Origin of the sequence: Haladaptatus litoreus (assembly GCF_900156425.1) — an archaeon.
GTDB lineage: Archaea > Halobacteriota > Halobacteria > Halobacteriales > Haladaptataceae > Haladaptatus > Haladaptatus litoreus.
Window position 1 is genome coordinate 47,329 of record NZ_FTNO01000004.1, and the last position, 13,878, is coordinate 61,206.

At 46.4% G+C, this 13,878-nt stretch carries 10 protein-coding genes and 1 pseudogene; 3 read left to right on the forward strand and 8 right to left on the reverse strand.

Features of this window, described 5'->3' with window-relative positions:
* Window positions 1-371 precede the first annotated feature (371 nt).
* Window positions 372-1,091: an alpha/beta fold hydrolase gene (locus BW974_RS16610; RefSeq protein WP_076431375.1), complete on the reverse strand. Its 720-nt coding sequence runs from the start codon at window positions 1,089-1,091 to the stop codon at window positions 372-374.
* Between the two features lie 326 nt (window positions 1,092-1,417).
* Here BW974_RS16610 and BW974_RS16615 point away from each other — a divergent pair.
* A pseudogene (locus BW974_RS16615) lies at window positions 1,418-1,597 on the forward strand (RNA-guided endonuclease TnpB family protein); the annotation flags it as partial.
* Window positions 1,598-1,718: 121 nt separating this feature from the next.
* The gene (locus BW974_RS16620; protein ID WP_076431376.1) at window positions 1,719-2,069 is read left to right on the forward strand and encodes a hypothetical protein; all 351 of its coding nucleotides are present in this window, start codon (window positions 1,719-1,721) and stop codon (window positions 2,067-2,069) included.
* Between the two features lie 30 nt (window positions 2,070-2,099).
* On the opposite strand, the gene BW974_RS16625 is transcribed toward BW974_RS16620, so the two are convergent.
* The 6 genes from BW974_RS16625 to BW974_RS16650 all read right to left on the reverse strand — a co-directional run bounded on the left by BW974_RS16625 (window position 2,100) and on the right by BW974_RS16650 (window position 12,332).
* Window positions 2,100-3,455 carry a polysaccharide deacetylase family protein gene (locus tag BW974_RS16625; protein ID WP_076431377.1) on the reverse strand — a complete coding sequence of 452 codons (1,356 nt, stop codon included), beginning with the start codon at window positions 3,453-3,455 and terminating at the stop codon, window positions 2,100-2,102.
* 558 nt (window positions 3,456-4,013) lie between these two features.
* On the reverse strand, window positions 4,014-5,555 hold the full coding sequence (locus tag BW974_RS16630) for a hypothetical protein (protein WP_076431617.1): 1,542 nt from the start codon (window positions 5,553-5,555) through the stop codon (window positions 4,014-4,016).
* Between the two features lie 1,102 nt (window positions 5,556-6,657).
* Window positions 6,658-8,118, reverse strand: a complete 1,461-nt coding sequence (locus BW974_RS16635) for an orc1/cdc6 family replication initiation protein (protein WP_394329571.1) — start codon at window positions 8,116-8,118, stop codon at window positions 6,658-6,660.
* Between the two features lie 774 nt (window positions 8,119-8,892).
* A complete protein-coding gene (locus BW974_RS16640; RefSeq protein ID WP_076431379.1) occupies window positions 8,893-9,297 on the reverse strand; it encodes a hypothetical protein in 405 nt (134 codons plus the stop codon).
* A 437-nt stretch (window positions 9,298-9,734) separates the two neighbouring features.
* Window positions 9,735-11,708, reverse strand: coding sequence for a S8 family peptidase (locus tag BW974_RS16645; protein WP_084186345.1), 1,974 nt, complete (start codon window positions 11,706-11,708; stop codon window positions 9,735-9,737).
* 162 nt (window positions 11,709-11,870) lie between these two features.
* The gene (locus tag BW974_RS16650) at window positions 11,871-12,332 is read right to left on the reverse strand and encodes a carboxypeptidase regulatory-like domain-containing protein (protein ID WP_076431381.1); all 462 of its coding nucleotides are present in this window, start codon (window positions 12,330-12,332) and stop codon (window positions 11,871-11,873) included.
* 1,030 nt (window positions 12,333-13,362) lie between these two features.
* Between BW974_RS16650 and BW974_RS26615 the strand changes: the two genes are divergently transcribed.
* A complete protein-coding gene (locus BW974_RS26615) occupies window positions 13,363-13,587 on the forward strand; it encodes a PKD domain-containing protein (protein WP_076431383.1) in 225 nt (74 codons plus the stop codon).
* A 100-nt stretch (window positions 13,588-13,687) separates the two neighbouring features.
* Here BW974_RS26615 and BW974_RS16665 read toward each other — a convergent pair whose 3' ends face one another.
* Complete coding sequence (locus BW974_RS16665) at window positions 13,688-13,876, reverse strand: hypothetical protein (protein ID WP_076431384.1); 189 nt, start codon at window positions 13,874-13,876, stop codon at window positions 13,688-13,690.
* Between the last annotated feature and the right edge of the window lie 2 nt (window positions 13,877-13,878).

Sequence of the window (13,878 nt, forward strand, 5' to 3'; positions counted from 1 at the left end):
GGTGTTCTCACGCAGGAAGTATAAAATGGCGGCAGACGAGGATTACATGTTATACTAACTCTCATCAGTACTATTTTCCATATCTCAATGAAGGTTAGTTAGTATCTAATACTAACCCAAGATTCTGCGAAAGGTGAGATCGTGTAAATAGCTTACTTTCGTGTTTTATATAGAAACGTGCATCTCGATCTGAGGTGTATTCGCCAGTTCACAGCGGATGCGTGGGTTGACGTGCTCGGTGTGGTCACGGCGGGGTTCATGCTTATTCTGCCAGCTCCTGCCACCCCCAAGAGGGTGACAACACGACAGAGTGAAGATAGTGAGCGCCGGACGAGACCCAATAGATTGCAGCCTAGAATTTTGCTTACTCTTCATACGATTTCAAGAAGCTGGTGAGCCAGTTTCCGAGGCATCGACACCATTGGCCAGTGACCTGTGTCTAGTTCGCGGAGTTTCCACTCCCGCTGTTTACACAGTTGTCGAATCGTATCGAGAATGGAGTCGTCCATCCCGTTCTGGGTGCAGAGAATGTAGCTGGTGGTTAACGCAGCTGCTGCCGGGTTGTTGATGTTCACCCGCTGTTTGAACGTGTTCAGTGGATGTGGGACAGCTTTTTCCCGCATCCACCGTGTGTCATCGTCTGAGATATCCACCCACCCCGGATGGTTATCTGGGAGCGGCCAGCCGCTAGCATGGTCTTTTGCGGCCGCTTCCATCGTATCCCACTCGTCCGGAGGATAGAACTCAGATGCCGAAACCGGCTCGTCATCCATCGGAACCAGTGCGTCCAAATAAACAACGTGCGCGAGCCGCTCAGGAACTCGTTCTGCCACGCCCGTCACTACAAGCCCTGCATAGCTATGCCCGAGGAGAACAGCGTCCGTGAGATCGTTGTATTCGAGCACATTCACAATGTCTGTAATGTGTGTTTCTAGGCCAATCTCAGGCCGCATAAGGTGTTCTCGTTCACCTAATCCAGTGAGTGTCGGTGCATATACGTCATGTCCCTCATTGCGGAGCATCGGGGTGAGATACTTCCAGCACCAGCCGCCGAGCCATGCTCCGGGGACGAGAACGAATTGTTGCGCCATGTTTTTTAGGACGGTTGTGAGCGTGATATAGCTCCCTCTAGCAGAGCAAAAGTGAATCGGGAATTCAGCTGAGCAGTTATTCCTGTAGTGAAGCATTCTTCCGTTTATACGACAGAACAGGTGACGTTGATCGGTGTTGCGTGTTTATCCAAAAACGTGCAATTCAATCTACCTTCAACTCATGAGACACCCAAAATCACGCGATTCAATTTCTCGATAGCGCCGTCCCCCAACCACTATATTACCGTGAATAACCTCGTAAGTAGTAGTAGGTACCTTGCAGGTATTTTTGAGTTGATCACTGTGCAGTTCGTAGTATATATTAAAACGTCAACGCGGCGTGGAATATTCTTTCTCGCGGTCTTCAAGATGTAGGAGTGGGATACTCCGAATCAACGCCTGTAGAGACTGCGCTCCCTGTGGATACATCTGTATCTGCAAAGCGCGTCGTGGAAGCAGGAAGCCCTACCTGCAAGGAGCGAACGGCGTCAGCCGTGAGCGAGTAGGGTAGTTCACTTAGTTCTCCAGCATGGTACTATTCGGTATCTTTTAATCTTCTCTCAAAAACTCTCATTCCATAAATAGTATGCTGTATATACTTATTACTAAAGACAAAATAGAATATCTATGCTCGATTCAGTCGAATACAAAAGCAGGCTACCGAATGGCACGAGTGAATGCGATAAAATGTATGTCCATGAATATCGATTTGAATATGATGTTAATGGTAAGTCAACACTCAAACAATGTCTGATTGATATTGTTATTTTTATCTCAGGTCATTCACGAGACGAAGCAGCAGCAGCAGTAAATGAGCATTTTCGCTTTCATGCAACTGATCGCTTCTCTATGTTCGAAAAGCTTGGAAAATCAAAATTACGATTTCATATTGATGATTTAGATGTCACGGTAACTAACGATGGAGAGATTCTCGTTCGAACAGAAAAGACACTAGGAGAAAACTTCCAAAATGAATAATATGATTTCAAAATAATGGATATAACCCGTTCACTTCGGTTCTGTGCGCCGCATATCCCAAAGATCTGTAAAATCGATAGCTTCGATACCGTTCGTTCGATCAATATGCGCTAAGAGTTTCTCATACTCTCTAGTATTCATCGTGTTCTTGGAATCGAAGTGATGGAAATTGAGAATGGTGCACTGACGGTGATCCGCGGCAAGATTCACTGCTTGCTTGCAAATATCGAGATCATGGCCTATCGTTCGTGGAAGAACAAGTGGATCGAACCCATACACACCGGTTGTGTTCACGTTGCCTGACTGATTCATACCGCCCATGTAGTGATATTTGCTGATCACCTCAAGTGCGGCTTTGTCGAAATTGTTCCCCGGATAGACTACGAAATCTGCACCTTCAAATCCATTGTCGAGTAACCATTTCTTATTTCGCTTGAGGAGGGCATCCAGCTGCGACGTAGATATTTCGGCGAATGGTTCGTTGGTACTGCCATGTGCGACGACCTCGTCGCCTGCATCCTGTCGCTCCTGCAATTCCTCGATCGACATAAAAAATGAGTCGGCTGCTTTTTTAGGATATATTGGCATTGTGAGGACAGCTGGTAAATCATAGCGATCATGGACTGGTGCTGCTTGTTCGTAGTAACTCCTGTTTCCGTCATCCCAACTTAAAATAACATAGCCTGTGTCAGGTTTTGGATGGTAACGCATGTCGTCTACCCATGATATTACGTCGCCATCCGATGCATTGGTTATTTCAATTTTGATTTGTTCAATATTTGTAAGATCTGGGTCAGCATCACTGGTGGCAAACACACCAGGACACGTTCGAAACCAGCCAATATCTGGGGTACGATACGTTATCGCTCGGAGCTCGAGTACTGCCCAGTTATCATTAGAGTCATACAAATAGACAAGTAGTGCAATCTCGTCGGGATTTTTAGATCGAAATGACAACGACAGATCGCTATTGGAGAGATCTACCGGTGATGACAATGTCCGAACGGCTGCAGCATGTTGGCCCGACTTTCCAACTAGCTGTAGACTTTGTGAGCCAGTTACACACTGTTCGGTGTCCGCTGATATTGAACCCCGGACTTGTTTCCATTGAGACAAATCCTCGAAATTGTCGAACGCTGTCCCGGGTGACTTGAACTGCTCACGGCTGTTGTACTTAGTCTGTAACGCCTGTTTCGAAGTGGTTTCTCTAACCTCGGTGGTTTTGTCCACTGTTGTCGTCTTCGTCGTAGATTGGGTCTGAGTATCTGAAGTTGGTTGTGAGGAAGGCGTGTTCTCGGAACAACCGGCGAGCATTCCCGCAGCTACAGTCCCGGACAGATGAAGAAAGCGACGACGAGTAGTGTTGGTAGGTCGACTATCGGTCATAGTGCTGTTCACCTACCTGACTGGAACTGCCTAGTGGGTGGAAGACAAAACTGGTTGCGAGGAGACTACGTGCTCGACTGGTTAGCTGCGACTGCCATGGGGAGTCTTTTTCACTGGTGGCTTCAATTTCTTGTATTTTGTCACCGATATATGATTTTTCTTTCTCGTTCTTATTTTTCTCTTGAATCATCGCCAATAGGGTGAACCAGCGTTAAAGGATTAGTTATGGTCTGCCTGAATGAATGTAATCCAACGTAATATCCGGTTAATAGTGTAAGAACAATCCCCATATCGACATCATTACATTCAGAGGTGGTTCATATCTCTAAGAGAATCGCTGATCATTGTAGAACTTGACTCAGCTGATTTGTATTGACCAGCTCATACTATGAATCTCAACTTCTGTACTGCTAACGATCCCGTCGCTTCTAGAAGGAGACTGATATTTTAATAAAATTCACAAACAGTACAAACGCTATGCGAGCGTACTAAGGAAAGGGTTAATCGCGTGTTTTTACAGTGACTCTTATACTTGTGTTTTAACCTATTTATCGCGCTCTAGCATTCAACTTTCTTGCCGTTCTCACCCTTCTTTCCGTTTTTCTTGCCGTTTTTCTCACCGTTTTTCTTGCCGTTGCTGTGCTGACTGTCGGTGTTGATGGCAGTTGATTCGGCGGCTTGAATGTTCTCGTTGAGCTGATAGTTAAGCTGCTCTGCCGATGCGTTACCATCGTTTGTTGCGAACGCGATTGCACTGGTCTGCTCGCTCACGTTCAGCTGCTCAATGTATTGTGCTTGCTTAACGACAGCGAGTGCTTTCTGTTTGGTAACTTGTCCGCTTCCGTTATCATAGGACACTGCCCAGGAATTATCGCCTTTTGCGTCCGTACCATCCATCACCGCAAAGACCTTTTTAGTGCCTTCGTCGACATTCACCGCAGTTGCTGAAGCCACCTGTGCATTGAAGTTTGCTTGATAACTTGCTTGTGTAGCTGTCGCTTCGCTACCATCAAGCCCAATAGCGATGGCTGCATTCTGCATGCTAATGTTTTCCTGACTCACGTCCTGGAATTGCTCGATGTTCGCTTTTGCACCCTGTTTGTTCGATTGAGATGTACACTTTTTGGACCGCTTCACATGTGAGTCCGAGTAGTCGCCCTTCATGTTGGCGCTTGCAGTGAACTCTTTGACCGACTTCGGGTCGAAGTTTACTGCAGTCGCGCTTGCAACCTGTTCGTTCCGGTTGAACTGGCAACTAACTTGCCACGCTTTGGCTACACTATCTTTGCCGACAGCAACTGCAATGGCAACGCCTTGTTTGTTGACATTCAGCTGATTAACAATTTGTGCCTGTTTAACCGACGAACTTGCATTCTGCTTGTCTCCCTTACCGACGTTTGCCGCAAGCGCTTCGGCCGTCTGAGCGTTTTCATTTAGCTGGAAGCTTCGCTGATATGATCGAGAATAACTACCGTTCTCTGCAATTGAGATAGCAGTGCTCTGACTGCTATAGTTTACTTGGTCAACCTCTTGTTCTTGCTCAATATCAGCTTCGGCGGTCTGCTCACTTTGGTAAGCGTCATCACTCACGACCCAGCCTGAGAATTCGCGTGAATCAGTTTCGCCCGCGAGGACAACATACACATCATTGAGATTTTCGAATGCCTGTTCTTTAGTCTGTTCTTTGGCATTAATCGATTCTGCACTGCCGGCTTGCGTGTTTTCGTTATTCTGGTAGGTGCGTTGAATTGCGTCTGCTTTTCCACCATCAATTGAGATGGCAACAGCGTTTTTCTGTTGATTGACGTTCAACTGAGTGACATCCTGGTACTGAATGACCTGGGAGGAAGACTGTTGTGAACTCGAATTGAGTTTTTTCTTATGCTTTTTTAGCCATGGGTGAAGATCAGTTGCGGAAGTGTCAGCACCGAAAATGAGGTAGACATTATCCCCATCCGCGTCCATGGCGTTGTCTGTGGCTGCAGCCGATGTGCCAGAAAACGTAGAAACGGCACTTGCACCGATCCCTGCGGCCGCGATTCCTTTCAAATAGCCTCTTCGCTTTACCTTGTTGCTGCTGTCTGATTTTCTTTGTCGCATCGCATTATACTGCAAATGCATATTGGCATTTTGTTATGATTCTCCTGATATCGGTAATTATCGAGTAGGTGCTAGTTATAACCCTCTTCAGTTCAAAATCAGGAACTAGATAGGGCATAACAAAAAACGAATATCTGTGAAACGGAAGTTTGGATTTTCGGTTAGCTGCTCTGTCTCTATCCCTTCTGTGCCTGATTTTTGCGAAACGTTGAGGAGCGGAATGACCTCATGACCTCGTTCTTCATTCGCTTCGATACCCTGATCGCTAAGAATCTGAAGAGCGACCTTGTCACCGTGGTTCGCAACGACCTGTAGGCAGGCACCTTAAAAGTCCTGGCCTTCAAACTCGGAGACATCGAACATCGAGCAAGCGGCCATGCTTGACTATTGCGTTCGAGTAACGCCACTCTACGTCTCATCACGGACGTAGAACCCACCCAACAGAACTCGCTGATACCTAAAGATGGATTCGAGGGCTCTTACAGCAAGTCAAAATATCAAACGAGAATATTATACCCACTCTCTCCCCCCGTCATCGATGTGTAAACGGCTATCCAGGTGGGAGGGGTAGGGCGTGAATTAGCGATGAACAGGAAGATAGCAGCAAATACAATAGAGAAGTACTCAGGCTCCTGAATCATCGCTTGATCAAAGAGATTCTCTATAGGGGAAAGTTTTATGTGATGGCTACTCTAACAAAATCCGTAATGCAATTAGGCATGAGATTAGGCTAAGAGTATATTTTACTAATCGAACGTCGATTCCTTTCTGGTTAAGACCACTTTATTTGTTCATCCAACTAATATTAGTGTCCTCGAGGCTTCTTCTATCGGGTGAGGCTCTATTTCCGGTAGCTGCATCTTACCTCTCTCTACTGTTTACACTTCGATGGCGGGGGGAGGGGTCACAACATAGTTGAATGCTATTTATTAAATTCGTGTAAAAATCGACGAATAACGTTCTAAGCTCTTATCTCTTAGTCAGGTTGGTTGTCTTCGATTGACCACCAAGCGTCTCTTTATCGGAGCGGGAGATTGATTTACACATCGAACACGGGGGGTGGGTGACCCTAAAAATCCTCATGCCAAACTAAATTCACCCCTCACTTTTCATGGAATTTCTTAAGTTGGGAATTGATGACCGTTTGCAGGAGTTCTTCTTGATTGGCAATCGCTTCCAACCGTGTGTCATCGACGATTCGGTTCATCATCGCTGCGGGATCTCCCGTGAAGGTAAACTCCATGTACATTCCACCACCGCGCCCTCGACTCTTTCGAGAGGACGATATTAGACCATACGTGGAGAGTTCCTTAACATATTTAACATAGGTCTCCCGAGTCATCTGGTCAGCATCGAGTTTGTCAGTCACCCACTGGTACACTTTGAATCCGACTGGACTTGGGACAGAACTTCGTGATCGATTCGAGTAGCAGGCGACGGCGGCTGTTGCGTACAGTGAGATCTTTTTCTGCGTCGTTAATCCTTCCACGAGTTTCAACGAGCGGTCTTTGTCGATTTCCTCTTGTGATTCGCGAACGTGATCCTCGCGAACCTCTTCATCACCCTGCTCATCTGCCAAGTCACCAGCGCCACGGAACAGGTCGATAGCTTTCCGCGCGTCACCATGACTTTGGGCTGCAAACGCCGCTACAAGCGGAATCACGTCTTCTTCAAGTGCGTCTCGACGGAACGCGTCACGACGATTATTGAGAATTTCGCGTAACTGGGTGGCATCGTAGTCGGGAAAGTAAACATCTCGAGGATTGAACGAACTATCGGTACGACCGTCGATGTTTTCCATAAACTTCGGGTCGTTTGTTAGTGCTGCGACAGATACCTGTCCTTCTATTTCATTTATATTGTTCGCTCGCGACAGCTGATAAAGCAGCTTCGAATAGGCGGGTTCGTCGTTTGCTCGTCGGCCCACTAGAAGGTCGATCTCGTCAAGGATGAAAATGACTGAATCATAGTGTTCGTTAATCAGTTCATACAGGCGTCGATACTTGCGTTTCGTCGATACGCCTGTCTCAGGAACAGCGATCTCTGCTTTCACATCTTTCGCGACGGTCTGAACTAGTTCGTAGACCGCTTGATCAAGAGTATTTATGGGTTGACAGTTGATGTCAACCACGCCGAATCGTTCGCCCCTCGATTGACAGAGCTCGATGATTTGCTGTGTAACTGCGCCAATAATAAGCGATTTTCCTGTCCCAGCTGGACCATACAGCAGCATATTCGGAGGACGGTTTCCTTGGAGAGTTGGCTTCAGAAATGAAACGACGGATTCAAGCTGATCATCGCGGCCGACGATACGCTCCTCATCGATGATTGTATCTGGCTCGACAAGATCTCTATTGACGAAGACCGATGTCTCCCCCTCATCATCGAGCATATCTCGGATTGACCGCTGTGTACCATCCTCTGTAGTTCCCAGAGCCCGATCCGAGATCGAACCTCCAGCGGTCTCTTTATAGGTAGTCTCGATTTGTTCTTCGTCAGTACTGGGATGAGTGTTCTTATTTAGAGTAGATTGATCCGTTTCCTCCTGGTTGCTGCCGGTCATATGTTTGCTGTAACCCGTAGCGTTAAAAAGATTGACCTCCATCGATGTTTATCCGACCGATACAACGGAGCTATTTCTTGTATTCCATTGATTCACCAACCTTGCTGTAGGACCGTCAACGATGTATATTCTATAAAAGGTCTCTGACATCGATGTGTAATGGATCTGGCTTGGAGTCGGCGAAACTATGTGAATCACATTCGGTAGCTTTGCTGGCACTCCCCCCGCCATCGATGTGTAAGCTACACATCTGACACCCCGTCATCGAAGTGTAACATTCGAATTGACTCCCCCCGTCATCGATGTGAAAAGTGCCAAATTTTGCCATTCTTGTAGTGTAATTCCTCACTTTGACTTCGTGCGCGGAGAGCCAATCAAAGAGCCAATATGAACATGAGAATCGAGTAATTCGATAGCTGGATTCCTGGAGTACTAACAATTTTCACTCGTGCCGATCTATTGGAGAAGTCGTGATTCCGCTATGCTCTCTTAGAGAACGGGACTAACACCGTTCTCACCAGTGATTGGCTAAGTTCTATAATTGATTCCCGACTAATTGCTTTCAACGTCGTGGCTGCGCGCGCAGCGCAGCAAGCACGGGGCGGCGAGGCCTGGGTCGATTCGACACACAAGGAAAAAGAACCCTACACTCGCCGGTTACTCCCACCACCGATCGCGCTCGGGTACATGAATACTATTCCGCCCACGTCGTGGAAGCAGGAAGTCCCCGTTCTCAGCAAGGCCATCAGGTCGAGAGGGCGGGGGTAGTTCACTTCACTCTCTCTCGCAATTGTTCAAAAATTCAGTAATAAGCAGATCTTCGCCCTCTTCGTAGACTAATGTCACTGTTTCTACGGTTCGATTTCCTGGCAAATCGACTCGCCCAACGCCGTTTTCGTCAACGGTTGTTTTAACTTCTATCTGGCTTTCATCCGCAAACATCACAAACACGAGCACGGTCTTGCCCGGTAAAAGCGGCCCTCCAGTGAAATTATGGGTGAAGAAAGTGATGTGTTCACAAGTAATCTTAATTTGGTTGCTAGTGGAATCGCCATTTTGGGTCTGGGATGTTGTGGCGTCACCACCAAACCCAGTCATCACTGCGCCATGCATCATAGATCCTTTGAGGCAATCTTGTCGATTGATGTCGCTTTTATCATCTATTTTTATTCTCTGCATACAAAGCAATCATAACAAGACTACCCTATTGTTATGCGGTGTCTGACCATATTAATTACTGCCTGCAAACGATGAAAGATCCGATTGTGGATCATCTTGAATTCTGAACCACAAGCAAAAACATTTCATTACTGACTGCGAGACGCCTATCGCTTGTATAGAACCCAAGATACGAAGTACTGCCATCATCAGTTGTCTATGAAACATTCTCAAAACATGGCCTGCCCCTGTTTCCAGAGTATGACGTAATTACAGCGTTTTAGCTTACTACGCTCGAGCATCGTAGGGGAAATGGCAACGAAGAAACCCTACGATACTCGCAATTTATCCAATGGCCTTATTGTATATTGTTATGAGGATCCTTCTGTAGGCTCATATACTAAAAATACACTCCAACTAATTAAGTAATAACAATTTACTAATAAAATTTGCGGTGCTTAGATAATATCCTGGCCTTCGAAGACAAGATAACTAACGACTTCTGATGTATGGCCGGTCTCGGTATCGACGCTCTGCTCTTCTTCGACGCGGATATCGACAGCTGATCCACCGAGGTTTTGATAGCGAAGGGCAGCTGGATCACTTCCATCATATGTTTGTAGATTCGCGATGAACACAGGCTCTTCATACACACGCTGGAATGCAATTGAGGCCCAATTGTGGGTGACAGTATCGGAAGTGAGTCCTGCCTCGAACGGAACACCGTTAAGCGTGCTTATGCCCGGTTCTATCGCGATGTAGCCGATTGTTTCAGAAGCATGGTTACCGCCGGACGTTTCTTCTTGAAGACGGACATCAAAACCTGTACTTGAGACGTTCCGATTACGAGTGACGACTGGGTCGGCTTCGTTGACGGTTTGGGCCTGGGAGATCACAATTGGAATTGTGGTAAATGTCTGGAAGAAATTTTCCCGTGTAAACGTTTGATCTGTTTGGAGACTCCCGACTTCCGCCCGTAATCCAGCAGGTGTTGTGTAGGCACCCTCATTCATGAATAGGTAATGGGCAGTTTCAGTGGTATGACTGCCATCCAAATAGGCCCATTCTTCAAGTTGATACTCAAAGCTCTCATCTGTGACTTCACGAACCCGCATATGACATGGTTGGCCGCCATTTGTTGATGGTGGTCCCATGAGTGCAACTGGGTTTGTGAATGAGCCCTCCGATGTAATTGATTCCCATGTGGTGCGATTAGGTTGATTTGTTGAGACACTGCCGCGCTGTCCGACTGCGATGGCTGCTTCGGCATCGACGAGCCCGTATCCCTGTTGATTTGTGGTGAGACCAATATCCTCAGCTGTTGCACGAAGTTTGCCGCGGACACCACCTGGGTTGTTGTAGCTCTCTTGCGTGAGCGATCCGCTGGCGTCGTATGCGGTGTTGGTTGCGTTGAGGTATCCATTCGCCATGAGCAAAGCTGCTGTGGCACTGACATGTGGTGCAGCTGCTGAGGTTCCTGTTACAACAGCAGGGTATCTAGATGAAACCGATCGAATATATCTACCTGGAGCAGTCAGTTCAACTTCAGGGCCCGTTGATGAGATATCTGCAAGTGTATCGGTACTGGTGCTTGCTGTAACCGCAATTACTTCTGGATATGCTGCAGGATAGCTCACACAGCCTTCACATCCCCGATTCCCAGTGGCACCAACGAGGAGAACGCCTTTTTCATAGGCATACTTACATGCATCACGCATCACGTATGCCTCCGCTCCAGCGAGGCTCATATTCGCAATGTCCCATCCTTGATCTGCGGTATATTTGATTCCCTCAGCAATCCCTAGATAATCGCCGATTCCTCGGCAATCGAGAACTTTGAGCGCGTGTAGTGTCGCCTCTGGGGCGACTCCAACAACATCAATATCATTATTTATTGCGCCAGCTATCGCAGCAACGATTGTTCCATGGTCATCATCATCATCCCAGGGATGATGGCATGTGTTATCGTTTGTTTCCGTTTCCGAACACGGTCTCCCATCAAAGAGCGTGTTACATGAATAATAGAATGCCTTCCCATCGCCAAGATTTGCTTGGAGGTCGGGATGGTCGCTATCAATGCCTGTATCAAGAATTGCGATATGTGCACCTTTTCCAGTGTATCCCTTATGATTTGCCTGTTCAGAGTTGATCCGATCCGCCCCCCACGAGAGTACCTGACGACCAGTTGTCCCGTGATTCACTGCTCTCACTAGCCCATTTTTCTCGACATATCGAACATCGTTGCGCCGGCGAAGTGCGTCCCGCGCTGGCGCTGGAAAGCGCCCTGCAACTGCCTGCCCAATGTTTCCAAAGTCTAATACACGTTTGACTGCTGTTGCGTGTGATTGAGCTGCATTGACTGCGGCTGGCGATGTAGTACCAACGATATACTCTGTCGTTGGTTGAACAGTACTTTGCCCCCGGCTCGTCATCGTCAGTGCTCCAAGGCTTCCAACGGTACTACTCAGAATTTGTCGTCGAGTCAGACTTTGCTGCACAGTGTATGTACATTGTTTGTAGCAATATATATTATCTAGCTTGGTAGAAACAAATTAAGATTAAAATAAGATTTAGAGTTCAAGAAGCTGCGACCGTTATGTTTTAGGCAACACGTCCTGCCCAAGTGTGAACGTTACCGTGCGATCCTTATTCAGGTTAACTTGTTGGTGCTGGTTCTGGACATAGACATCGTATTTGCCCTGTGAAAGCTGAACATCGATCTGACCAGCACTATCGGTGTATCCAGTAAAGACTGTCTCTCCGAGGCTGTTTTTGACTGTGACGGTTTCATTATCCAATGGATCGCCAGCATCGTTCTGCACAACGGCAGTCAACGTGTGTATACCCACACAACGGTCAGCAGGGTTGAACTCGGTTATATTGGAGAGAGCTATGCGCGTGTCTACGTCAGCGCGAAGAGCACCAATATTCGGTGCTGTATCAGTATCATGGGGAGCAATATCGATCGCGGTTGCTCCACTGACGCCTATTGTAGCGAGAATCACGCTCACTAAGACGATGGATAGTATTCGTCCTACTTTTCTACTTAACTTCATCTATATAGTTTTACTTGCCCCATCATATTTATAAGTTCGTTATCACTGTATATATTTAAAATTAAATAAGTAATTAATGGGTTCTTACTATAATTATTTACTATTTAAGACGCCATATTTACCTAGTAATAATATGCGAATCAAAACCAAATATCACGTTCAGCACAATATACTCACACCAGTCTAGCGATGGTATGGTTCCTTTGGTTCGTCTTTATTGCCTTCGTCAACCACTCCCTGAGTAAGGTCCTTAAAATGAGAATCACTCCCCTCGCTCCATTTTCTCTCGCAAATGTACAATCCGAGTGATTGCACTTTCTGCGTCGTTCCCAAAGCCAAATTCGACTTCATGATACTGCTCACAAGCGCGAAGGACTTTGCGAACAGTATGCCGTGAGAGGCGAGTCTGTTGACAAACATCATAGAGGGTTGTTGCATCTTTTGCAATGCTGATGAGTTCTTCAACTGTAATATCACATGCTGGCGGAAGATACTCGTGTGGAGATTTGGGCACGTTCTGCCTTGATCGGCTCATAGGCTGTTCTCCCATTCCAATTATTAAAATATTTCTCGCCTAACTAGATCATTTCAGAGAAAAACAAAAGACTAAAGCATTCAGTCATCACAATCTTTTTTGAGCAGTCTTCCTATTTTTCCATGGAAGGTGATACTGTCGCATGCCCAATATGCGACCATCTTACCAGCGATTGGGGCCTAACAATCTATTTCGAGAATGTTGTCGGTGTCCTATTCAATTCCAAGCAGGGATACACAGTGAAATTGTCACTGGGACATAAATTGAGTAATTTTTTGAGTACGAGTTTAGCTAATTTCGAAGGTAGGTACTGTATCTCCCGCATTCTTAAACACGCCTATTTACTCAATTTATACAAATATAATTAAATATACAATTCAAGGATAAAACCACCGTGATCAAAATACGCGCGGCTATTGGAAGGGCACTATTTATGAACACGAATCAGAGCCGTCACAGCCAGAAGCATGTATTGATAGCATAGCACAACAGGATTTGTCTGAGCTTCCTGCCGAGGAGACTATTTGGCTTAATGGCTACTGTTCAACGGGCCGTGAGTTGCAATATGAGTGGGACACAGATGGCGATGGACAATATGATGCATCTGGTCCCACAGTGGCAGTTTCTACACCCACTTGTGGATCAATAACAGTCCGTCTTAGGGTGACAAACGTGCACGGAAATACCGATAGCACAACAGTCACACTTTCTGTAACCTAAACCCAAGTTCTATACCGTAGTCAGTTCTGTTTATTGTGAGGAAAATTTCACGACTATCTTCTCCATTGGCATTTGATTTCGATAAATGGTTCTGGGGTACTTAATTTGTCACATCATCGGCAACATCTCCTCCGAAGAGCGTCGCTAATACCAGTAGAAAGGTAACGCCGATGCTCGTCATTTTTATCATAGAAACTATTTTTTGAGAAATACTCTGAACTATGGAGCCCTGCTGTTGCCGCCCTTTCTTTTCCCCTAGTCTTATTGACAAGCGGTTACTGACACTCATGT

Excerpts from the sequence above, each read along its gene's own strand:
- BW974_RS16650 (WP_076431381.1), bottom strand. The coding sequence starts at position 12,332 with ATGAAGTTAAGTAGAAAAGTAGGACGAATACTATCCATCGTCTTAGTG.
- BW974_RS16630 (WP_076431617.1), bottom strand. The coding sequence starts at position 5,555 with ATGCGACAAAGAAAATCAGACAGCAGCAACAAGGTAAAGCGAAGAGGC.
- BW974_RS16635 (WP_394329571.1), bottom strand. The coding sequence starts at position 8,118 with ATGACCGGCAGCAACCAGGAGGAAACGGATCAATCTACTCTAAATAAG.
- BW974_RS16620 (WP_076431376.1), top strand. The coding sequence starts at position 1,719 with ATGCTCGATTCAGTCGAATACAAAAGCAGGCTACCGAATGGCACGAGT.
- BW974_RS16645 (WP_084186345.1), bottom strand. The coding sequence starts at position 11,708 with ATGACGAGCCGGGGGCAAAGTACTGTTCAACCAACGACAGAGTATATC.
- BW974_RS16610 (WP_076431375.1), bottom strand. The coding sequence starts at position 1,091 with ATGGCGCAACAATTCGTTCTCGTCCCCGGAGCATGGCTCGGCGGCTGG.
- BW974_RS16625 (WP_076431377.1), bottom strand. The coding sequence starts at position 3,455 with ATGACCGATAGTCGACCTACCAACACTACTCGTCGTCGCTTTCTTCAT.
- BW974_RS16640 (WP_076431379.1), bottom strand. The coding sequence starts at position 9,297 with ATGCAGAGAATAAAAATAGATGATAAAAGCGACATCAATCGACAAGAT.
- BW974_RS16665 (WP_076431384.1), bottom strand. The coding sequence starts at position 13,876 with ATGAGTGTCAGTAACCGCTTGTCAATAAGACTAGGGGAAAAGAAAGGG.